At 67.1% G+C, this 21,429-nt stretch carries 15 protein-coding genes and 1 CRISPR repeat array; of the genes, 4 read left to right on the forward strand and 11 right to left on the reverse strand.

Features of this window, described 5'->3' with window-relative positions:
* Positions 1-253: 253 nt before the first annotated feature.
* Positions 254-733: a DUF29 domain-containing protein gene (locus tag QZY48_RS31780; RefSeq protein ID WP_295438226.1), complete on the forward strand. Its 480-nt coding sequence runs from the start codon at positions 254-256 to the stop codon at positions 731-733.
* A gap of 156 nt (positions 734-889) precedes the next feature.
* Here QZY48_RS31780 and QZY48_RS31785 read toward each other — a convergent pair whose 3' ends face one another.
* Positions 890-1,222 carry a hypothetical protein gene (locus QZY48_RS31785; protein WP_295438229.1) on the reverse strand — a complete coding sequence of 111 codons (333 nt, stop codon included), beginning with the start codon at positions 1,220-1,222 and terminating at the stop codon, positions 890-892.
* 384 nt (positions 1,223-1,606) lie between these two features.
* Here QZY48_RS31785 and hisG point away from each other — a divergent pair, with 384 nt between their 5' ends.
* On the forward strand, positions 1,607-2,479 hold the full coding sequence (gene hisG / locus QZY48_RS31790) for an ATP phosphoribosyltransferase (protein WP_295438231.1): 873 nt from the start codon (positions 1,607-1,609) through the stop codon (positions 2,477-2,479).
* Positions 2,480-2,829: 350 nt separating this feature from the next.
* On the opposite strand, the gene QZY48_RS31795 is transcribed toward hisG, so the two are convergent.
* Positions 2,830-3,906 carry a hypothetical protein gene (locus QZY48_RS31795; RefSeq protein WP_295438233.1) on the reverse strand — a complete coding sequence of 359 codons (1,077 nt, stop codon included), beginning with the start codon at positions 3,904-3,906 and terminating at the stop codon, positions 2,830-2,832.
* 106 nt (positions 3,907-4,012) lie between these two features.
* Between QZY48_RS31795 and QZY48_RS31800 the strand changes: the two genes are divergently transcribed.
* Together QZY48_RS31800 and QZY48_RS31805 are read left to right on the forward strand one after the other, a co-directional pair.
* Entirely contained in the window at positions 4,013-4,267 is a 255-nt protein-coding gene (locus QZY48_RS31800) for a type II toxin-antitoxin system prevent-host-death family antitoxin (RefSeq protein ID WP_295438234.1), read from the forward strand.
* Between the two features lie 5 nt (positions 4,268-4,272).
* Positions 4,273-4,710, forward strand: a complete 438-nt coding sequence (locus QZY48_RS31805) for a type II toxin-antitoxin system PemK/MazF family toxin (protein WP_295438235.1) — start codon at positions 4,273-4,275, stop codon at positions 4,708-4,710.
* Here the strand turns inward: QZY48_RS31805 and QZY48_RS31810 are convergent.
* The 9 genes from QZY48_RS31810 to QZY48_RS31850 all read right to left on the reverse strand — a co-directional run bounded on the left by QZY48_RS31810 (position 4,675) and on the right by QZY48_RS31850 (position 21,104).
* Positions 4,675-4,962, reverse strand: a complete 288-nt coding sequence (locus tag QZY48_RS31810; protein WP_295438238.1) for a hypothetical protein — start codon at positions 4,960-4,962, stop codon at positions 4,675-4,677. The two genes, QZY48_RS31805 and QZY48_RS31810, sit on opposite strands and share 36 nt — an antisense overlap.
* Before the next feature lie 948 nt (positions 4,963-5,910).
* Positions 5,911-7,811: direct repeats of the CRISPR family, unit length 36 nt; unit sequence GTCGTAACCCCCTTACTGTCGGGTCTCTATTCGCAC.
* A gap of 202 nt (positions 7,812-8,013) precedes the next feature.
* Entirely contained in the window at positions 8,014-10,224 is a 2,211-nt protein-coding gene (locus QZY48_RS31815) for an RAMP superfamily CRISPR-associated protein (protein ID WP_295438241.1), read from the reverse strand.
* Positions 10,217-11,803 (reverse strand): RAMP superfamily CRISPR-associated protein, encoded by a 1,587-nt coding sequence (locus QZY48_RS31820; protein ID WP_295438243.1) that lies wholly within the window; start codon positions 11,801-11,803, stop codon positions 10,217-10,219. Before QZY48_RS31820 ends, QZY48_RS31815 begins: the two co-directional genes overlap by 8 nt.
* Entirely contained in the window at positions 11,796-13,628 is a 1,833-nt protein-coding gene (locus QZY48_RS31825) for a hypothetical protein (RefSeq protein WP_295438246.1), read from the reverse strand. Before QZY48_RS31825 ends, QZY48_RS31820 begins: the two co-directional genes overlap by 8 nt.
* Entirely contained in the window at positions 13,625-15,280 is a 1,656-nt protein-coding gene (locus QZY48_RS31830; protein ID WP_295438248.1) for a hypothetical protein, read from the reverse strand. The genes QZY48_RS31825 and QZY48_RS31830 overlap by 4 nt, the downstream gene beginning before the upstream one ends.
* The gene (locus QZY48_RS31835; RefSeq protein WP_295438251.1) at positions 15,277-18,042 is read right to left on the reverse strand and encodes a hypothetical protein; all 2,766 of its coding nucleotides are present in this window, start codon (positions 18,040-18,042) and stop codon (positions 15,277-15,279) included. The genes QZY48_RS31830 and QZY48_RS31835 overlap by 4 nt, the downstream gene beginning before the upstream one ends.
* A 115-nt stretch (positions 18,043-18,157) precedes the next feature.
* Positions 18,158-19,123, reverse strand: coding sequence for a CRISPR system precrRNA processing endoribonuclease RAMP protein Cas6 (cas6, locus tag QZY48_RS31840; protein ID WP_295438253.1), 966 nt, complete (start codon positions 19,121-19,123; stop codon positions 18,158-18,160).
* Between the two features lie 381 nt (positions 19,124-19,504).
* A complete protein-coding gene (locus tag QZY48_RS31845) occupies positions 19,505-20,773 on the reverse strand; it encodes a type II toxin-antitoxin system HipA family toxin (RefSeq protein ID WP_295438255.1) in 1,269 nt (422 codons plus the stop codon).
* Positions 20,763-21,104, reverse strand: a complete 342-nt coding sequence (locus QZY48_RS31850; RefSeq protein ID WP_295438258.1) for a helix-turn-helix transcriptional regulator — start codon at positions 21,102-21,104, stop codon at positions 20,763-20,765. The genes QZY48_RS31845 and QZY48_RS31850 overlap by 11 nt, the downstream gene beginning before the upstream one ends.
* Between the last annotated feature and the right edge of the window lie 325 nt (positions 21,105-21,429).

Below are 21,429 nucleotides of genomic sequence, written 5' to 3' on the forward strand. Positions count from 1 at the left end.
CCACCACCCCCCCCCCCCCCCCCACACCCCCACCCACACCGACAACGACGCCCGGTCCGTGAGAGCGCCCGGTAGCTGTAGGGTACGCATCGCGTACCCGGCTCCGGCGGTCGTGGCGGCTTGACGCCCCACGGTGCCTGCGGTAACGTCGCGGCGCACCGAAGCAATGTCGGCTGCCGGGCCGATCGGTGAGTGCCAACGGTGACTGGAACCCCGGCCGTGCGTTGTTGCAGTAACGGCAAGGCCCAATGATATGAGCGACATCAGCGAACTTTACCGCAGCGATTATTCCGCATGGGCGCAGCGCAATGCCGCGCTGCTGCGTGCCGGCGACTTCGCGGCACTGGATATCGCGCACCTGTTGGAAGAACTCGACGACATGGGAAAGAGCGAGCAGCGGGAGCTGGAAAATCGCCTGACGATTCTGCTTGCCCATTTGCTGAAATGGGAATATCAGTTGCCGACCCTCGCCGCCCGCTGGCGGGAATTCGACGGGCGCAGTTGGCGTGCGACCATCATCGCGCAGCGTGACCGCCTCGCCAAGCGGCTGAGCAAGGCCCCGGGCCTGCAGGCAAGCCTCCCGGCCACGCTGGCCGAGGCCTATGGCGATGCCGCCCGGTTGGCGAGCAAAGAGACGCGGCTGCCGCGCGCGACCTTTCCCGCCGACTGCCCCTACAGCCTTGCGCAGATCCTGGACGACGGGTTCTATCCCGGTCCTGAGGCACCGCCGTGAGCCGGGCTGTAGCGGCGCCTGCGGCTACCCTTCACGTCCACGCGAGCCTGGGGATGGCGATGAACCCTCTCGGAGCGCGCCTGCTCTCGCGGCGGATTGCCATGCAAGTTACGTGGTTGCGCAACGGGCCGCGGCTGCTCAGGCGCCAGGGCACGGCTATAGGTTTGCCAGCTCAAGGATCTCCTCTCCGATCAAGGAACACCCGTTCGGCATGACATAAAAGATGAAGCGCATCCGGTACCTGCCATGGGGACTGACATAGGCGTCAATCTCCAGGACGGTGAATTTCTGCTTCGGATTCGCCGGATTGCGCAGCGGTGATTTCAGTACCGGACCTTCAAAGCCCATCCGCTCTTCAAACCCTTCGCCCAGGTGAAAGGCGAGTAGCTTCCGGGCCCGCTCCTGCGCCTGCGTGGCACAGGGCGGCTCAGCGGCCGGTGCGGATAAGCAGCCGGATTGAAGCAGGAGTGCGCAGATCAGGTATTTCATCGTTGGGTCTCGCTCGAAACGTGAAACGGTCGGGCTCGTGAGGAGCCGCCTCACACCCCGGCCCGCTACGATCGCCGCAAGGTCCCGCTCGCTCTCCGAACCGATGGCGGGGTTGGCCCCGGTCGTCGAGTTCCCAGTGGCGGGCTGGGCAGGCGTAGGGCGAGTTGAGGATCGGCCGGTCGAAGAAGGGGTTGCTCACGGGGGTTACCTGGCGTTCACATCCGGCGAAGGTGAAGAATACACGACCCTGGGGCGGGAGAGAGTTCCTGATGGCGCCGTCGCGTTGCGCCGTGCATCTTCGGCCGGTTCCGCGGTTAAACTGGCGGGTCTGTGACGCGCATCGCCCCGACCAACACCAGACCAGCGAGACAGCAAGGCCACCAGATGACAAAACTCAAACTCGGTATCCCCAAGGGCAGCCTGGAGGAGGCGACCCTGGCCCTCTTCAAGCAGGCGGGTTGGACCATCGCCCCGCGTTCGCGCAACTACTACCCGGAGGTCGACGACCCGGAACTGGCCTGCGCCCTGGTGCGCGCCCAGGAGATGGCCCCCTATGTGGCCAGCGGTACCCTGGACCTGGGGCTGACCGGCCTCGACTGGATACTGGAGACCGAGGCCCAGGTGGCGGAGGTCTGTACCCTCACCTATTCAAAGAGTTCCAATCAACCCAGCCGCTGGGTGCTCCTGGTGCGGGAGGAGTCGCCGGTGCGCTCGCTGGCGGATCTCGACGGCTGCAAGGTGGCCACTGAACTGGTGGGCTTCACCCGCCGCTATTTTGCCGAGCACGGGGTGCGCGCCACCGTGGAGTTCAGTTGGGGGGCGACCGAGGCCAAGGTGGTCGAGGGCCTGGTGGACGCGGCGGTGGAGATCACCGAGACCGGCAGCACCATCCGCGCCCACGGACTGCGGATCGTGGAGGACCTGCTGTTCACCGAGACCCGCCTGATCGCCAACCCGGCGGCCATGGCCGACCCCGCCAAGCGGGTCAAGATCGACCAGATCGCCATGATGCTCCAGGCCGCGCTGGCGGCGCGTCACAAGGTCGCGCTCAAACTCAACTGCCGCGCCAACCAGATCGACGCGATCGTGGCCCTGCTGCCGAGCCTGCACGCCCCCACCGTGAGCCACCTCTACGACCGGGAGTGGCTGGCGGTGGAGACCATCGTCGATACCGCGTCGGTGCGGGTGCTGATCCCGCGCCTGCGGGCCGCCGGGGCCGAGGGCATCCTGGAATACGAACTGCGCAAGATGCTCTAGTTCGCGGTCGCCGCAGTAGCGGCGACCGCGTAGGTTCGGTCGTGTTGAGGCCCGGGACTGTACAGTGCAATCGCGCGGCGGCGCCCGCGGGCGCGCGCGGGGCCGGTTGAAGCCTCGACCTCCTGGGCGATCACTCCCGAACTGGAGGTCGAGGCTTCAGCCGGACGGGGGCGCCGTAGTCGTACCGGGAATTCCTGTACCGTCTCTGCGCGTGGGGGTCTCGTAGGGTCCGCTGTGCGGACCGGCCGCCCGGGAAACCGCGCCGGGGCCAGCCCCGTAGGGTCCGCTGTGCGGACCGGCCACCCGGGAAACCGCGCCAGGCCCAGCGGGCATCCGCCGCCGCGTCACCGTCAGCCCCGCAGCCAGGGCTCCAGCAGGTCCGCACTCTCCTCGATCCCGCTGGGCGCCACCGGCGCCGGCCGCCCGGCGGCCAGCAGCGCCGCGATCGGCTCGGCGACCCGCCCGGCCGCCAGGTCCGCAAGGCTCAGTTCCCGCGTGGGGACCACCATGCCCAGCCAGGCATCGAGCGCCGCCGCCTCCGGCCAGTCCTCGCGGGGCAGATGCAGTACCGGCACGCCGTTGCACGCGGCCTCCGCATAGGTGCCATACCCGGGCTTGCCCAGGATCAGGTCGACCGAGCCCAGCACGTCCAGCACCTCGAGCCCGTGCTCGCCCAGGGCCGCGGCGTCGCGTCGGCGCCGTCCCGGGAGTTCCTGCACCACCCAGTGCACCTGGTCCTGCTCCGGCCAGTCCCGCAAGGGGTCGAGCCCCTCGAAGCCGCCGAACTGCATCAGCGCCAGCGGCCGGTCCGCGGGACAACCGAAGCGCTGGCGCAGTTCCGCCCGCCGGTCCGGAGCGCGGCGGGCGATGGGGCCGACAGTCCGGGCGTTCGGCAGCCACTGCATCGCCATCGCGGGCACCGGGCGGATGAACAGGTCTGCTTGCGCATAGACCCGCCGCAGGTGCGCGAGGAGCGCGTCCGGCACCTGGTCGCGCAGCGGGCACCCGTGCAGGATGTCGTACCAGGTGAAGGAGCACAGCCCCACCGCCGGAATGCCGAGCCGCCGCGCCGCCTCCAGCGGCAGCCAGGGCACGTCGGCCAGCACCAGGTCCGGCGCCAGGTCGCGCAGGGTTGCCAGTTGACGTTGCAGATGCCGGTCGTAGTCGGCCTCGAACGCGACATAGGCGGCCAGGCTCTCCTCCCAGCGGGTGACCAGGGGTCCGTCCATGATGAGCCCCGGGTCCGTGGGTTCATGCAGTTGGGTGAATCCCAGTGGCAGCCGACGGCGGGCAAAGGCGGGGTCGATGTCCGACTGGAGCGTCACCCGCAGCCCCGGCACCCGCCGGGCGAGGGCCTCCACCACCGGCGATGACTGGGCCAGGTGCCCATAGCCATGGGCGGTGACGGCGAGGAAGAGGTGGGGCATGGGGGGGACCGGGCGGTTGGGTTGGCGCCCAGGTTACCAGGCTCCGCGGCGGGCTGGTCCGCTTTGGTATACTTTGTCTATTCTCAGATTCGCACCGGGATTAACCATGTTGACCGTAACCGCCGCCGAGCTGCAACGGCATTTCGGGCGTTATCGGGGCAGTGCCCTGCGGGAGCCGGTGGCGATCACCGCGGACGGCCGAGAGAACCTGGTCCTGCTTTCCGCGGAAGAATACCGACGCCTCAAGCGCCGGGATCAAGAGGCATTGTCGGTGGAGTTGCTGAGCGACGCCGAACTGACGGCGATCACCCAGGCCCGAGTACCGGAAGCCTACGCGCACCTCGACGCCGAACTGGACTGACGCCGGTGCCCCTGCCCGAGCCCCATCCGGGACTGGTCATCGGCTACCGCTACCTGTGGGATGCCGAGGCGCAGGCGGGACATCAAGAGGGGCGCAAGGATCGCCCCTGCGTTGTCGTCCTTACGGTGACGCAAGCCCAAGGCGGGCCGCTCGTCACGGTCGCGCCGATCACCCATGCGGCGCCCCGGGACCCGGATTGCGCGGTCGAGATCCCTCTATCGACCAAACGGCGCTTGGGACTCGATGCGCAACGCTCCTGGGTCTTGGTGTCAGAGGTCAATCGATTCGTCTGGCCCGGCCCCGACCTGGTGCCGATCTCGCGTGCCGCGCGCGGGCGGTACGACTTCGGCGTCCTGCCGCCGCGTCTGTTCGCGCAGGTCGTCGAGCAGCTTGTCACTGTTGCGCGATCACGCAAGGCGAAAACGGTCGTTCGCACCGACTGACTCCCAAATGCCTGCGACCAGATCCATGCGCGCCGCCAGTTGGTCCTCCTCAATATCGGCGCTCCCCCGGCAGCTTCGCTTAGTTGGGGCGCTCCTGCCCCAGGTCACCCAGCAGTAGGTCCAGTTGTCGGGCTTGGTTGCGGTCCTCGGGACGGTGCGCACCTTAGGCTTGGGCACGAGCACCGCGGCGGTTTCCAGGTGAATGAGCAAGGCATCGCGGCGGTGGTGGTCGGCGACGCTGCTCCCGGTCATGGCGCGGAAGGCATCGTGTGAATGGCCGAAGGATGGTGCTGACCCCGGACGGCGAGGCCTCGATCATCGTTCCGGCCGCCCCAGGCCGGAGCCCAAGGCTTCAGCCTTGGATTTGCAGGACCAAGGCTGAAGCCTTGGACTCCAGAAGGTAGCCGCTGGGCGGAACGATGATCAAGACCGACGGCGACAACCTGAACCTTGCGCATGGTCGCGGATGGGTGGGCGGCGGTGTATCGGCAGTACTGCAAGGACAGCGATTTCACCCGACGGGAGGAGGCGGTGCGGGCGGCGGGGTTGGGGATCGGGGCGGAGGCGGGGGAGCACCAGACGCCTCGGTGGTACCGGCTCGCGCCCCGCAGACCGGCCGATCCAACGGCCGCGCGGCGCGCGTTCGGGGCGATCAATCGGCGCCACCCGGCCGGACCAGGGACTGGGGCACCACGTCAGCAGCGGCGAATCACCACACCCACGGACCTATCGGACACCTGCCATCGGCGGTCCATATTCCCTGCCTGAAACGACAGGCTATTCGTCCTCATCCCCCCTTCTGATGTGTAGTGGCACTCATTGACGCGCCGCGGCGCCCAATACCCTCGCCATCTTCTCTATCGCTACGTTTCCTCTGAAAACCTGCCCAATGGTGCCGGTCTGCCTTGGGGCCGAACGCGCCCTTGCGGGCACTCCATGCCTTCGCTATCTGGTCGAAAGCTCGCCCTGAACCACGGCTGACGATAGGTCACCAGCGCGCTCACCAGCGTTCACGGGTTCCGCCGTGGACTGCAACGGTTGACGTTGCGCGTCACGGCGCCGAATACCGAATGAACTGGCGCTATCTGTGACCCCGCGACGCTGAAGCGGGGGAGCGACAAGACGCGTTTCGAGTTTGCACCTTGGCGAATGGCTTTGTGGCTGGCATCGCCCACGCCTTTCCCCCGTACGGCACATCGATTCGCCACCCCCTTACTGTCGGGTCTCTATTCGCACAGGCTTCATGTGCCACAAGGAAAGTCTGAAAACGTCGTAACCCCCTTACTTTCGGGTCTCTATTCGCACTCCCTCAATGTCATCCAAAACACCGGTCTCGTGGTCGTAACCCCCTTACTGTCGGGTCTCTATTCGCACTGGCCTAGCTTCCTAGGGACCAAAGGAAGCGGTCGTAACCCCCTTACTGTCGGGTCGCTATTCGCACCATGATGTAGAAAATAACTGTAACCATTACAGTTGTCGTAACCCCATTACTATCGGGTCTCTATTCGCACTAAGGGGATCGGCGCACGTCGCCCCGTTCCCCAGTCGTAACCCCCTTACTGTCGGGTCTCTATTCGCACCGGGAGTTCTGTCGCAAGCAAAATTGCGTAAAAGTCGTAACCCCCTTACTGTCGGGTCTCTATTCGCACGTGGCACCTTGGACATTCCACGCCTCCCACCGTGTCGTAACCCCCTTACTGTCGGGTCTCTATTCGCACCAAAGCTGCGATTGTCATGCACCGCGGGGCGACGTCGTAACCTCCTTACTGTCGGGTCTCTATTCGCACTTTTCAACCGGTCAAAAATGGGGAGGTACCCAAGTCGTAACCCCCTTACTGTCGGGTCTCTATTCGCACCGAGTTTGGAAACGATGAAAGATCTTCTTTGTTGGTCGTAACCCCCTTACTGTCGGGTCTCTATTCGCACTGCAGATGAGATACTCGATACAGAACGCCTCTCCGTCGTAACCCACTTACTGTCGGGTCTCTATTCGCACGGCTTCCAGTTTTGTGAGGGCGGATGTAACGCGTCGTAACCCCCTTACTGTCGGGTCTCTATTCGCACCAAATTCTGCTGTCAAAGACCTTCACCTGGCGTCGTAACCCCCTTACTGTCGGGTCTCTATTCGCACGCGAAGTGACCCTCCTCGCCACCCAAATCACCGAGTCGTAACCCCCTTACTGTCGGGTCTCTATTCGCATTTTGGGGAGATACTTCTATGTAAATGGAATTGCGTTGTCGTAACCCCCTTACTGTCGGGTCTCTATTCGCACCAAGTCTGGAGAGACAAGCTGCCAATCTTGTGGTCGTAACCCCCTTACTGTCGGGTCTCTATTCGCACGGCGTTTCTCTGGGGTAGCACCTTCGTGGGGAGGTCGTAACCCCCTTACTGTCGGGTCTCTATTCGCACTTTCTTCATGATGTCATGGAGGACTGCGGAGCGTCGTAACCCCCTTACTGTCGGGTCTCTATTCGCACGCCAAGGTTTTTGGTGGGGTGTAGCTCAGCTGATGTCGTAACCCCCTTACTGTCGGGTCTCTATTCGCACACTCACATTCGGCGCGGGTGCAAAATCCCGAAGTCGTAACCCCCTTACTGTCGGGTCTCTATTCGCACAGTGGGTTGGTTTTTTAGCCGTGGGATTCTTTGGTCGTAACCCCCTTACTGTCGGGTCTCTATTCGCACCGGGCGATTATCCGATTACGTAACCAAGACCGAGTCGTAACCCCCTTACTGTCGGGTCTCTATTCGCACTTCATTTCTACGGATTGGCAACGTATTCAGCCTGTCGTAACCCCCTTACTGTCGGGTCTCTATTCGCACCTCAGATTCCCGCGGGAACTGTTCCCGCAATTCGTGTCGTAACCCCCTTACTGTCGGGTCTCTATTCGCACGGCTCTACGACAAGAAAGGAATCTTCCACCCATAGTCGTAACCCCCTTACTGTCGGGTCTCTATTCGCACATCCAGAAGACCATCGAGCAATCGAAAACTTTGGTCGTAACCCCCTTACTGTCGGGTCTCTATTCGCACCGAAGTCAGCGGTAACTGCGACGGTTGCTTTGGTCGTAACCCCCTTACTGTCGGGTCTCTATTCGCACCCTCCCGCTTCGCTAATACCGATTAAAAACATCGACTTGGAGTGTCGCTTTTTTGACACGCTTTTGCCTCTGGCGAGTTAGGTGCAGCCCGCGGCTTGAAGGCCGCGCGCTGGGTACAGTCTAACAGGCTCGCAGGCCGAGAGTCGTGCGCGGCGCTGACGGGACTGGACCTTGCTCAGCGCGTGGGTGGTTGGGAGGCTGGTCAGGGTCTGGCCAGGGTGATGACCAAGCGACCACCGAAGAATTCATGCTGATTCAATGCAGTCATCGCTTGTTGGCCGTCCGCAGCGCTCATGAGGACAGTGGCAGTCACGGGCCTGCCCCGCGGCTTGGAGACGGATACCTGGGCGGGGCCGTGGCCGTGAGCGCCGAACAGGCGCTCCAACTCGTCCCTGAGTTTGCTGAACGATTGATCGCTGGGCAGGCCGGTCACCTCCATCGGCATCCACACCGGCAGGGTGGGCAGGTAGGGGGTCTTGGGGTTGACGGGCTGGAGGGCGGCGGGCGCTTTGGCCTTTTCGTTCTGAACGTGCCAGGCGTAGGTCTTGAGTTCCGATTCCGCTCCATGCCGGCCGTCCCGGCTGGGGAGTTGTGCCGCAATCAAGGGGTGGTGCACCCAGGCTGCGGGTTCCAGGGACGCGGGATCGCCGAGATGGGCGAGGATGGCGCGGCTGTGGTCATCGACCAGATCCGGCTTCCAGGGCAACTCGCTCAAGGGCGGGTAGCCGTGTTCGCCGGGCGCCGGCAGATCGTCGCGATAGCGTGCGGGCCAGGTCGGCAGCGCCGTCGGGTCGGGAACATGGACGCGGTGATAGCGGGCGGTCTGGGTCAGGGCAGCGCGGCTGTAGCGGGCCGCGCGCTCGATGATGAGGATCGCCTCCAGGCGCAGGCGAACACTGCCGAGCCCCAAGGGTTTACCCAGCCCCAGCCGGTGTTGGAAAGCGGCGGACGCTGGTTGGCCGGATTGCTGGTCGGGTTCCAGGGCGACACGCAACAGGGTCAGTTCGGCGTCGGTCAGGTTGTCGAAGTCGATGTGGAACCAGAAGGCTTGACCGGCCGCCATGGGCGCGCAGCACAGCTTCTGCTCGGCGTGCCCGTCCTCCCGGCTTTGCCACCACTGGGCCGCGACTTGCTTTTTGGGATGGGGGAGATAGCGCTTGCGCCCCTTGGGCTGGTCCTGATCGGGAGCCTCGCCCAGTCGGATCTTGCGAATGTGGACGCCCGGTTTGCCCGCGGGGTCAAAGTAAAGGGGCGGGCACGGCGGTTTAGGGCTGGCGAGGATGCGCAACGGTTTGGCGTCGAGAACGCTTACCTGTTGCTGTCCGGGCCGGTAGGTGGGCAGGGCATCGAAAAAGCGCAGGCGACTGGCAAGGTTCTGGCCGCGGGCGCGAGTGCGTTCGGGCCGGTCCTCGACCACGCCGAACAGGGCCTCGACAGGGGTCAGGGCGCTGCGCCCGTCATGGCCCCAGGGGACCAGGTTGGCCCCGATTGCGCGGAAGAAGTCGAAGCTGCTGCCGCTGACCTCCTTGCGCCAAATGGCGGAGAAGCTGATCTCGCTGACTTCGGGCTGGCCGTCCCCCTCTTGTCGGGTGGTGAAGAAAACAGGCATCCCGGGTTCAGGGCGCCAGGTCTCGGGCCGCTCGAAGTGGGGCTGTCCTGGGCGGTACTGGGCGAATGCCTTCGGGAACTTCGACGCCTTGGCCTCGCCATGCAGGGTGCGCTCCGCCAGGACACGCTCGACCCAAAGGCGCGAGAAGGTTTGCAGCACGGGTTCGGGTATGAGAATGCCGTTGCTGCCTGGGGCATCCTCCGGCCTCACCAACCAGCGGTCATGGTCGCGATCGATGGTGCCCTTGCTGGGCAACGCCTGGCTGGCCGGCTTGCGCACCGAATAATGCCGCTCCTCCAACACCCGCAGCGCGGATTGGCTGATGGCTTCGGCCACTGAACCGATCATGCCGCGCAGGCTGTTGGCGGGGATGGCGCGGTCGCCGCGGCGCTCGTAGGGTTGCGCGGTCTTGGCGCCGCCTTTGGTCTCGGGGTCGGTCTGGCGGGCGCCGACGAAGGTGGGGGTGACGAGTTCCAGCCGGCACAGGATGCGCCCGCAGTGGGTGCCGGGGAGCCATCGATCGTGACGGGTCGGGCTTGGCTGACCCTGTTCGTCCACGCCGGTTTCGACTTGCGTCCAAGGCGTGAGTTGGACGGGTCCGCCCTGCACCTTGCCGCTGACCGGGACGAACTGGTAGGGGAGGTGAAAGCGGGTCGCCGGCGGCTCCGCCGGACTGCCCGCGGCGGGTTGAGGTTGGCTCGCGACGGTGGGTGCGTCGGCGCGCACGGGCGCGGCGTCGGTCTTGGCGGGACGCTCATCCTGCCGCCCGCGGCGGCCGCCTCCGAACTGAGGGCTCCTACTCATCGGCGGGGTCTCCCGGGATCAGGGTTGCGGTGGTTGCGCGCGGCGCGGCGAGCGTGTCGCGGATGTGCTGGTGGAGTGCGTCGATCCAGTCGCCGGGGTCGCCTGCGCCGGCCGTGCGCGCCCACGCCAGGAGTTCCGGCCAGGTGGTGATGGTCTGGTCCCCGATCAGGAAGGCGGCACGCACGGCCCCATAGCCCTTGGCTTGCCCCCAGCCGACGGCGAGTTCACCCTCCAGGGCGTCGCGGGCGAGAAAGAGCAGCAGGGCCTTCCACCAGTCGCTGTCCGGCAGGCGGTGCGATTCCAGCAGCAGGCGCCCCTGGTAGCTGCCGTCGGTGCTGGCCTGGACGTGGAACAGGGCACCCTCGCCGGCCTGGCCCTTGACCGCGCCGGTGAAGCGGTCGATGGCGTTGAAGTATTGGTCATGGAACCGCGGCTGATCCTGGGGCCGCTCGGAGTCCGGGGCCGGGGGCTCGGCATCCGAAATCCAGAGGGTGCCGCGCCGCCCGGCGTTACCGAACAGATCATCGATCAGCCGGGCGGCCGTGGCGGTGGCCGCGTCCGGGGCCGCGCCGGGGCTCAGGTGCCGATGGGCGATGCCGGCGATGATGCGCCCGGCGCGGGCGCGGACTGCGCCGACCAACCCCTTGCCGGGAATGAGCGGGGTGCCGTCCGGTCGGCGACTGTACTCATGGGTGGGCGGCGGATCTTCGCCGGCCTTTTTCTGCTGGGGGGTGAGCGGCGCGCGGCGGTAGCCCGGTTCGCTGACCAGGAGGGGGCCCTCGGCGTTCAGTCGGTAGCCGATCGCCGGCGGGACCTGGACCGTCGGCGGCAGTGTCGGCGTCAGGTCGCTCAGGTCCTCGAAATAGGCCTCCGGCGGCAGGCGCTCCTGAGCGAGCCAGTCAGCGAGCCCCGCGGGGGTGATGCCGCAGACCCTCTCGCACTGCCACTGGACCCGCCCCCAACCCTTGCCGCGCTTACCGCCCAGGCCGGACCAGAGTCCGCCGTCCCAGCGCCGCAGCAGGCCCAGCAGTTGCGCCAACTCCGCACGGTCCAGGTCGTCGGCCTCGAACTCGATGCGGAAGACGCTGCCGGCCGGGACCACCTCGTGGCTGAAGAGCTTTTTGTGCTCGGCCGTGCCGGTGATCTGATCGATCCGGATGGCATGACGGGCGGCGGTCTGGCGCGCGACGGACCAGTAGGCGGGGGGCTGGTGTTCCGGGAAGGGGGCCGGATCGCTCAGGAAGGCGTCGTAGACCCGGAGCTTGCCGGCCTGCCCACCCCCCTCTTGGGGCGTTTCGACGTAGCCGAACCAGCGGCGGGTGAAGGCGTGATGGGCGGGCAGCAGGTTGCGCAAGGAACCGCGCAGGCTGCTGCCGGGGAGGTAAGGGCCGCGCTCCGGGGTCCAGCAGACGCCGTGGTAGGTGGGGTCGGTCTCCAGGTCCGGTGCCTCGCGGTCCTGCGGCAGGCCCTTGCGGTCTTCCCAGGCCAGGGTGGCGCCGTCGCCGACATGCAGGTCGCTGTGGCAGGTGAGGCTGCCGCAGATGCGTACACGGCGGTAATCCGGTTGTGATTCAGGCATGGTCATCCTCCGCCGTGGGGGCCAGCGTCCAGTGCAGATCGGGGTTGATCGCGACCTCGCCGTACCCGTTCTGGGCGAGCCAGGGATTGCGTCGCCAATCGGGGTCGAAGCCGTGCGGCGGGGGCAACCCATGGTCACGCCAGCGGGCCAAGTGACTCGCGGCGGCGCTCTGCTGGCCCGCTACCACACGCAGCGCGAAGACGCTGCCCAGCTGGGTGAGGACCACCGGGCGGTAGGGTTGCTCCTTCCGCCGGAAGTGGTTCCACCAGTAGATGCCGCCGCCCAGGGCCTGGGAGGCATAGAAGTGGCTGAGTGTCAGACTGCCGTGCGACAGCGCGTCCCAGGCCGCCTGGTAGGCGCGTTGGAGTGTCGCGCCGTCGTTGGTGGGGGCGCAGGTGAAGTCCGGCGGGAGCAGCAGCGCGGGGGTCTGGAGGTCGATGAGCACGCGGCCGTCGTCGCGGATCAGGGGCCCGCCGGCGGCGGCGAAGGCCCAGGGGGCGCCGATGCGCAGGGTCTCGACCCAGGCGCAGGCCTTGGTCTTGCCCAGGGGCGCCAGCTCCTGACTCAGGAGTTCGGTGAGGGTCGCGATGAGCCGGTCCCGGTCTTCCGGTTGGACCTCCGGCACCTGGAGGTTGGCGAGCCAGCGGTGCCCCTGCGGGAGCAGCGTCTCCAGCGCGAAGAGGTAGCCACTGTCGTTCACCGGGTCGAAGCGGACCGTGCCCGTCGTGCGGTCGATGGCATTGCGCACCCGCACCCGGCGCTGCGGGGGGGCGTCCCAGCCGCAGGTTGCGGCAGCGATGCGCCGCTGTCCCGTCTTCCAGTCCGGCGCGAACCGCGGGGTGGTGCCGGCCAGCAGCTCGGGCTCGGCCGTCAAGGCGAGGTCGCGCAGGTGGATGGCGGCGCTGCCGCGTCCGTCCGCAAAGGCCAGGCTCAGGGGGATGGCCAATGGACGCTGTTCCCGGCCCTGGACCGGGAGGGCGTGGGTGACGCGCAGGGCATCGAGGTAGGGGTCGCGCAGGGCGTCTTGGGTGGACCAGAGCCGCGCCAACACGGCCTTGATGGCCGCACCCGGAATGATGTCGTCGGTGACATAGCGATTGCCGAGGGTCCCTTTCGGACCGGGGCGGGGAAAGCACAGCTCGTCATCGCAGGCGATGCGCAGGCCCAGGCTCAGGGTGGCGGGCGCCGCGGGTGCCGCGGGTGCCGCCGCCGGCGTGCGGCTGACGGTCGGCTGCCGGGACGGCAGGTGTTCGGCCGCGGCGACCTCCGCGTCCAGCAGCCGCCCGAAGCCCACGCCTTTGAGCCCGCCCACCGCGGGGACCCAGCGCAGGCCCTGGCGGATACGTCGCCGCAGGTCATCGACGCTCGCCTGCCCATCGGCCTCCGCGCTCACCAGGCCGGTGAAGGTGACGATCTCGCCCGCCGCGAAGGGGCTTTCGATGAGCATGAGCCCACCGCCGCTGACGGCGCCGGTGTCCTCGATGCGGATGCGGTGCCGGTAGGAGCGCGCCCGGCCGCGGTTCGCCACGGTCCAGTGGTCGGCGAAGCGCACGCGTGCTGGACGCAGGCCATAGGCTTCGGTGTGCTTGCCCGGCTCACGCGCCGCCACGGGGTCACCGCCGAGCCAGTCGCGAATGCTCTGATCCCAGCCGAAGCCGGCCCAGGCGTCGCGCAACAGGCCGCGGATCAGGGTGCCGGGGAGCGCCTCCAACTGGTGGCGATCACGCAGCACGACCGCGTCGATACCCGCTTGACCGGCCTGGACGGCACGGCTGATGACCGGGCCTTGGACCCTGAGTGTGACCAGGAAACGATAGCGGTTCATCGCGTCCCCCCGGGGCCGCCGGCCGCTGGCCGCGGTGCCAGGTAGTCCCACAGTTCGATCAGATGCAGCCACTGCCAGGCGGGGTCCTGGTCCGGCAGCAGAGCGGCCAGATCCACCTTGAGTCGGTGCGTCACCGCGGCGGTATCCGGATCGGCGGTCAGGGTCTCCTCCAAGTCGGCGAGTGCCTGCTGCCAGACCGCGGCCTTGGCATCGGGGTGGACGATGAGGGCCTGGGCACCCTCATAGAGCTTGCCACGGGGGAAGTCAGGGTGCTCGCGCAGCGCCGCAATCGCGCGGATCAGGGCGGGGCCTTCACGTGGCGGGCACAAGGGGCGGCGGCAACTGACGAGGGGGCCGTAGCGGGCGGCGCGGTACTGTTCAAGGGGCTCGGCGGGGAAGTCGATGGACTCCAGGATCAGGTAGTCGAAGAGGTTGCGGTCGCGGCCGTGCTCCCGGTCCTTGACCGCCTCGGCCATCTCCCGGGCCAGCGCGGTCATGCGGGCGATGGGGGTCTTGTAGTCGCAGAAGATCAGGGCGCCGGCGTGGGTCAGGTCCTTGCCGCCCACCGGCCATTGCCAGCCGGCCGTGGCCGCGTAGAAGGCGAACAGTGCCGCCAGGCCCTTCCAGGCCGGGACGACGAAGAGGATCTCGTCGCCGCCCCAGAGCAGGAGTTCAAAACGCAACACCGCCTTGGCTCCAGAGGGGTCGTCGGGCTCAGGTTGGCGGGTGTAGAAGGCATGGGTCTGGTCCGCGGCGAGTTGGCGCAGGACCTGGGCCAGTAACTCCCGCCGCTTGAGCTGGATCGCGTCGTCGAAGTCCTGGAGTTGGTCAGCGCTCCGACAGCCGTCCTGGATGGCGCCGAAGCCGTTGCCGTCGAAATAGAGGACCGCGAGCTTGTTGCGCAGGCGATAGTCCGGAAAGTCGGTGGCGATCTCCTCGAAGTCGCGGGCGTACTCCAGGTCGATGCCGCTCTGCTCGCGGATGAAGGCGCCTTTGTGGTCCGCACCGTGCCGAAAGCGCGCGGCAACCGAGGCCGAAACCTGGTCGCTGCGTTTCCCAGGACCCTTGCCGCGGGGCAGCGGGGCGGCAGCCGGGCGCAGGTCGTCCCACGCGCACGGGCCGGTGACTGCGGTTGCTCGCGGGTCGCCGGGCAGGGCCAGGGACAGTTGCCGCAACTGGCGTACCCGGTTGCGAGCCGTAACCAGGCGCTGGGCCTGTGTGAATCCGTCTGGGGTAGCGGGGATCGGGGCCAGGTCCACGACGAAGGTGTGGTGGGGGTAGTCCTGGTTCAGGCGCCGCACCACCTCCGCCTGATAGTCGTCAGGGGTCGGACCGGCCGCGGTTTCTGGAAAGACGACCTCGTAGAGTCCGATCGAGGCCCCGGACGAGATGCGCGCGGCAGGAATCTCGACCGCTACTGATCCACTGTCTGCCGCGACTCCGGCAACGCCCAGACGGGCGCTCAGGCGTTCCCAGAAGCCCGGGGAAGGCTGCGGCAGGGGGCTGGTCGCCAGGGTGACCGGCCGCTCGACCAGTGCCCGGGCCCCGGCGAGGGCCAGGAGTGCGCCACCGCGGATGACGCTGAGTTGGTCCGTGTCCTCTAGGACTTGGCCCAGGTTGACGGCCTCAATGCGGACGAGGTATGCGGTCATCGGTGGGACCCTCTCGGGGATGTTGGCGTGGGTGCCGGGTTCGGGCCGACGGGGCTGCCCAATACCCGCTGGCGGTTCTGGACCCACCACGCGATGCCGAGGATCGCGATGAGGGCAACGGGTACGCGCCAATCCAAGCTCCAGAAGGCGAAGGGCCAGTCCCCGGCGGGTGCGAACTGCAAGAGCCCGAACAGGCCCATGAGCAGGGTGATAACAACGCTCAGGCCGGTGAGATTGGATGCTTTGGCAGTGAGGTGGGTGCCCTGCTCGGTGAGCCAGTTACCTTGCTCACCGAGGCGCTTGCCCCGCCACTGCTCGATAAAGGCATCGGAGCGCTCCAACTTGTCCTTGATCAGGGCGTACTGTGCGTCGAGACCCAGGGCGCGGGTCTGCAAACGAAAGGTCTCGGCACCCTGGGTCTGGGAGGTCAGGTCACGGAACCATTGGTCATTGGTGAAGCGGATGAAGCGTTGGTAGAGGCGGTTGAACGCTGCGGTCTGCACCTCGATCAGGTCACCGGGCGGCGCCAAGGCCAAGGTGGCTTGGCCGATGCAACGGTCGAAGTAGGTCAAGGTCAGTTCATAGAAGAGCGCCAGGAGCAGCATACGCCCGTAGACGTAGGGGACATGCACCCGGGCCAGGGGTCCACAGAAATAGTCCCCGAAGCCCATGGCACAATTGGAGTAGCGGGTGTAGCCATAGAGGGTGCCAAGGCCCGCCCAGCGCCGGTTGACATGGTCCGGCATCTGGCCTTGGACGAAGCCTTGGTCGTAGGCATAGCCGCCCTGGCTGGCGAAACCGTCGGTACCGCTGTCCACGAAGAGCCCGAGACTGAACAGGCGCTCGTAGGCGGCGCGGGCAAAGGCGTCGTCCGGGGCCGGCCCCGCGAGCCCGTAGGCAACATTCACTACCATGCGGTCGTCGCCGATCTGGCGCAGCCGTCCGGATGCCTCGGGGATGGCGATGCCGGTCAGTTTCTCTAACAGGGTCAGTACGATAGGAGAAAAGGCGTGCGTATGGTCGAAGCGCGCGCGGCACCGGGTACCGGCGAGGGTCGCCGTGCTGATCTTTCCCTCCAGTTCTTGCTGGGGGAAGGCCGGCCGCAGCAGGCGGGCGGCCTTGGTGAACCAGAGCCAGCGCTCGGCCTGCAGTGCGGCGATATCCTCGAATGGGGTCTCGGCATCGAACAAGGGGCACCACCAAGCCGTATCGTCGCCCCTCAACCGCTTTGCGGTCGCCTGTTGCCCGTCGGTCATCTCGACTCGAATAGCAAGCACGAACAGGTTGTTGCGATGGCCGTAGAGCGAGACATCCTGAATCTTGGTGGCATGAGTCCGCCGGTCGACGGCGTTCTGCTCAACCGTGAGTGTAAGGTCCGTCAGGTCCTCAGGGGCGAGGCGCCAATGGCGGATGGTATCGTTGCGTGCACTGAGGCAGGTTTCAAAGATCCGTGGCTGCAGGGTGGGCAGGAAGTACAACAGGGCCTGCGCCTCCGCCACCTCTTCTTTCAGTTCCCCGCGCGCGATCTTGCCGCGCTGATCGGCGTTACCGGCGTTGGAGATCGTTTCGGAGAGGATGTTCAGCGCGACCCCCGGTGTGCAGATCGGATGTGGCCGCGCCGGTCCCTCCTTGCTATCCAGGGCGGCGGCCAACCGCTCTGGCCGATCGGGCGCATCGGTGCGTGCACCCTGGGGATCGGGGGCCCTGGCTGGAGGGTTCAACTCCAGGTCCAGATGCAGATCCAGCGGCAGATAAAAGGTGCAGCCGTAGTGTCGCAGGGGGCGGCCGGTCACCAAGGCGACGCCGAGCAACCGGGAGACCAGGAGGTTGACCTGGCATTCATCAGGACCGTCGGGCAGGGTCGCGATGAGTCGGCAGCGATAGCTTCCGACCTCCAAGGTTAAGTCGAAGGCGTGGTTGAGGTCCGGTGCCTCGATCAGACTGTGCAGCCAGGTCGCGGCGGACCGCGGGCCGCGGTACTCGACGCGGGTGACCGTCTTCAGGTCCCGTCTCGGGCCGGCGCAGTTGAGGACCAGCACCGGCTTGACCGCCACCGGCTCACGGCGATGCGCGGCCTGGCGGTAGTCCCGCGGATCCCGGTCGGCGGGACCACAATCCTCGGCGCTGGAGCCGGGCGGATACCCGTCCCGCGGCGAGGGTGGTGATTGCAGGGCATCGGCGGTGATGTCGACGTCCGCGGGGTCATGCCGCGGGGCGAGTGCCAGGATCAGGTCATCGAGTTCCCGACCCAGGTCCCGCCGCACGCCCTCTCGGGCATTGGCCCATGCCTGCTGGCCGAGTGCCGCCCCCGCGTGTTGATCGGCCTGGTCCCAATCCAGGCCCCGGGCGGAGAGCCCGGACCAGCCGTCGCGTTGCCAAGCCTCGCGTGCTTGCTCTGCGGGGGTCAGCGCGACCCGACCGGCCGCGGTGATCTGCTCCCAGGTCGTCAGTCCTGGGCTCAAATCCTGATCGGCGGAACCGGAGTCGCCGCCGAAGCGGCGGTGGCCGATCCGCTCGGCGTGCCAACCGGCCTCACGCAGGGCGCGCAAGGCCGCCGCGCAGCGCAGGTCGCCGATCAGGACCCGCGCGGCCTGTGCCTGCTCCGCCCACTGCAGGGCCAGCCTGGGGGGCAGGTAGGCACCCGGGTCTGCTGGGTAGTCCGGCGTGGCCGGATCGCACAGCCCAAGCCCCGGGACCGGCTGCGCGCGCAACCGACCGTATTCGTCGCTCTTGCTCGGGATCAACAACAAGGTCGCCGCCATCGCCAGTCGCTCCTCCACTGCCTAAACCGGACTGCGGTTATCCCTTAAACATGGGGTGAAATGCAAGTGCCCGGTACGCCGCACGCGGGATCGGCAGGCGCGCGCCGGGCACCGGTCACGCCGGCGCGCCGCGCAAACGATAGGCACCCAGCCCGAAACTGGTCGCCTTGCCCACATGGACCCATTGACCCAGCCACAGCAAGGGCCAGAGGTCAGCGGCTAACGCCTCAGGTAGCACAAAGGTCCCCACCAAGCCGCCAAGCTGCATGGTGGTCGCCTGGCGGGACGAGTAGCGGGTCCAGTCGAGCCAGCGTAGCCGCGACGCCAGGGGTGGCGCCTGGGTAATCCGCTCGCCATGGCGAGCCCAGAAACCCTGAGGGGGTTCTGTGCTGAACTGATGGTCGAGGGTATCCAGACGCCAACACAGATGCCGCAGAAAATCCGCCGCCTGGAATTCCGCCGGACCGACGAAGCGACCGAAGCGTTTGATGCGCAGGGGCGTGAGGAGCTCGACGCAGACCCCGGGCCAGGGGGCGGGAAGGGTAACCGGACCGGCGTCGAAGGGTGTGAGCGTACCCCCCAAGGCATCGAAGATCGGGTCCCAGTCGCCATGTGAGAGTGATCGCTCCTGCAACACGTGGCGCAACGCGAAACGGCCATGGCCCCGGCCCAGACCGGTCTCTCCCGCGCCTATCAGGGCATAGACGAGGTTCGGCAGGAGCGCGTTGGCGTCGCCGATGAGGGTGACGCCCAACTCCAGGTGATCGCCGGGATGTACCTCGCGAGCGCCGTCAGTGGCGAGGTCGAGGACGAACGGGTGGCTTGCAGCACGGTGCGATGGCATGCCTTGCGGCGGCGGGGCGATCTCGAACAAGTGGAAAAAGGCGCAGTTGGCACGGACCAGGCACGCCTCACAAGTGGGTTGATGGGTAATGCAGGAGGTCCGCCGCAGGCTTCCGCCAAGCAGACCGCGCCAAGCCGACCCCGCGTACGGTGCCATCTCGATGCGCGTCACGGCCTCGGCCACGAAGCGGTAGCGCAAGACGCGGGGGAAACGTAGCTGGGGAAGGTCAGTTGGCATGATCGTGTCTCGCGTCGGTGCTTGGTCCGTGGCGTCGTCACCCGGCGCCGCGGGACTCGCCTTCCCTGCGCCGCCACACGACGTCCGGACGGATGATCCAGCCCGCGAGGGGGCCGGTCGTCGCCGTCATCGCGCGTGGCGCGCTCACACTATGCCAGCGTTGGCTCTTGGCCACCAACAGCGAGACTGGAACTTCCCGGTCCCAGCGGTCGGAACTATCAGCGGCAAGCGGTCCGATTACAGTTGGGGGATGGTCAGCGGCGGCGACCAAGTCATTAGGTCTGCGGCCGGTCCGCAGGGCGAATGGTCCGCGCAGCGGACCCTACGGGCGGGGAGGGAACGCTTAGGGTTCGCCGGTTCGGCAGCTTATGCCGAGAGGCGCTAACCGTCCCGGTAGCCCTCCAGACAGTAGGGATTGAGAAACTGCCGCTGCCACAAGGCCCACCGCTCGGCGATGGCGAGCCCGGCCGCGTCGCAAACCGACTCCCACTCGCGGCCGATGACAGCGATCTGATGGTCGATCAGTGCCCGCGCCGGTGCGGCGCCGAGCCCAAAGGCGGGTGCCGCGGCGAGACAGGCGGTCAGCCGGCTGTCGCGGCGCTCGCCGGTCAACAGCATCGCCTGGCTCGCCTCCCCGCCGGTGCGCAGCTGCGGGCAGAGGTCATAGGCCGGTGTGAGTCGATAGGTACGCCCGTCCCAGAAGGCGGCGTGATTGCGCGCATGGTCGTCGGTGTTACCGCAGAGCACATTGAAGACCATGCGGCCGTATAGCTCGTCGAGTGTCCGGCGTGCATCGGCGAAGTCCCGGCGGACCCGGTGGGCCAGGTCCTCGTAGCTCGCATAGCGCGCCTCCATTTCGCGCAGTCCGAGCAGGGTGAGGGCGGACAGCATGGCCCGACGCTGCCAGCCGTCGTCGCGGCGGACGCGGTCGAAGCGCTCGATCAGCAGCACCTCGCGGCCCAGGGAGCGGGTGAGCGCGACCGGGGCGACCTCCAGGCCCGCCAGGCTGGCCAGGCGCATGGCCAGGAATTCGGCCTTGACGAAGTTAAAAATGTCGTTGCTGGTGGAAAATTTGGCGATGTACTTGCGGGTGCCACTGGTCAGCAGCGCCTTGGGCCGGGCGCCGCCGACCGAGGTGCCGTGCTGGAGGGCCAGGGCCAATGCGGGGGACAGGGGTTCGCCGTGCTCCAGGCGCAGGGCGGCATCCAGCAGATCATCCAGACTGGTCTCCGCGGATTCGCGCGGGCGGTAGTCTGATGATGATGCCTGGAAATCCAGGGCGCCGATGCGCTCGGACCCCGACTCCAGCAGATAGGTCAGTTCGTTGAGGTCGATCAGCGCCGCGTCCTGGCCCTGGCGTCCGGTCAGCCGATTGATGATGACCCGGCGTCCCCAGGCGTCGGGCGCGGCATCGCGCAGACAGGAGGGCAGGTCGTCGTCGCGCTGGCGCTGCTCGCCCGCTTGCAGCGGCAGTTCGTCCGGGAAAAGGCTGATCGCATCCTCCCGCCGCAGATAGGATCGGCCGTAGGCGAAGCCATGGCCGCCGTGGGCGTCCCGGCGCAGGACGCCCGCCACCACCGGCGCTTGGGACCCCGGCAGCCAGACCCAGACATATGCCCGATTGGCTTTGGCGCCGACCTCAGAAGTCATCGTTCAAGGGTTCCTCACCCGGGCGGCGGACCCGGGAGGGCAGGAGCGTCAGTTTTTCCTGCTGGCGGGTCAGTTCGCGGTCCAGTCCCCGCGGCGATTCCTGGGCGAACAGCGGGAGGTCTACCACGGCGGCGGCCTCAAAGAAGGTGCCGATGGCGACGCCGGGTTCGCCGCGGGTGATACGGCGGATGGTGACCGCGCCCACGCCGACCCGCTCGGCCAGCGTCTCCCGGGACCAGCCCTTGCGAATCCGGCCTTCCTCGATCAGACCGCCCAGGAGGCGCAGGGCCTGGCGGGCGGTGGGGGAGAGCATGCGGTTGGTGATGGGCACCTGTTACTCAATCGACGGTTAGGGCATTAAGTGATCAAATTGTATCGGAAGGCGTTTGGACCGACCAGTGGCGTGATCTCGGATGCAGGACTGGGCATTCGCCGCGCTCGGAGGCGTTATTTGCCACCTACGCGGCGGGCCACTGCCGTTAAGTTAAGCGCCGCAGCCCAAGCCCCTGGAGTCCGAGCGGTGCCGTGAAAGTCGCGCAGCGACGCTGTGGGAGCGGCTTCAGCCGCGACGAGGCCTCGCGGGTTACCCGAGCGTCGCGGGTCACCGCCTCTGCGTCTCTGCGCCTCTGCGTGAAACCTCTTATAAGGATCTCACG

It is taken from the genome of uncultured Thiodictyon sp. (genome assembly GCF_903828115.1).
GTDB lineage: Bacteria > Pseudomonadota > Gammaproteobacteria > Chromatiales > Chromatiaceae > Thiodictyon.

Excerpts from the sequence above, each read along its gene's own strand:
- QZY48_RS31780 (WP_295438226.1), top strand. The coding sequence starts at position 254 with ATGAGCGACATCAGCGAACTTTACCGCAGCGATTATTCCGCATGGGCG.
- QZY48_RS31785 (WP_295438229.1), bottom strand. The coding sequence starts at position 1,222 with ATGAAATACCTGATCTGCGCACTCCTGCTTCAATCCGGCTGCTTATCC.
- hisG (WP_295438231.1), top strand. The coding sequence starts at position 1,607 with ATGACAAAACTCAAACTCGGTATCCCCAAGGGCAGCCTGGAGGAGGCG.
- QZY48_RS31795 (WP_295438233.1), bottom strand. The coding sequence starts at position 3,906 with ATGCCCCACCTCTTCCTCGCCGTCACCGCCCATGGCTATGGGCACCTG.
- QZY48_RS31800 (WP_295438234.1), top strand. The coding sequence starts at position 4,013 with ATGTTGACCGTAACCGCCGCCGAGCTGCAACGGCATTTCGGGCGTTAT.
- QZY48_RS31810 (WP_295438238.1), bottom strand. The coding sequence starts at position 4,962 with ATGACCGGGAGCAGCGTCGCCGACCACCACCGCCGCGATGCCTTGCTC.
- QZY48_RS31815 (WP_295438241.1), bottom strand. The coding sequence starts at position 10,224 with ATGAGTAGGAGCCCTCAGTTCGGAGGCGGCCGCCGCGGGCGGCAGGAT.
- QZY48_RS31820 (WP_295438243.1), bottom strand. The coding sequence starts at position 11,803 with ATGCCTGAATCACAACCGGATTACCGCCGTGTACGCATCTGCGGCAGC.
- QZY48_RS31825 (WP_295438246.1), bottom strand. The coding sequence starts at position 13,628 with ATGAACCGCTATCGTTTCCTGGTCACACTCAGGGTCCAAGGCCCGGTC.
- QZY48_RS31830 (WP_295438248.1), bottom strand. The coding sequence starts at position 15,280 with ATGACCGCATACCTCGTCCGCATTGAGGCCGTCAACCTGGGCCAAGTC.
- QZY48_RS31835 (WP_295438251.1), bottom strand. The coding sequence starts at position 18,042 with ATGGCGGCGACCTTGTTGTTGATCCCGAGCAAGAGCGACGAATACGGT.
- cas6 (WP_295438253.1), bottom strand. The coding sequence starts at position 19,123 with ATGCCAACTGACCTTCCCCAGCTACGTTTCCCCCGCGTCTTGCGCTAC.
- QZY48_RS31845 (WP_295438255.1), bottom strand. The coding sequence starts at position 20,773 with ATGACTTCTGAGGTCGGCGCCAAAGCCAATCGGGCATATGTCTGGGTC.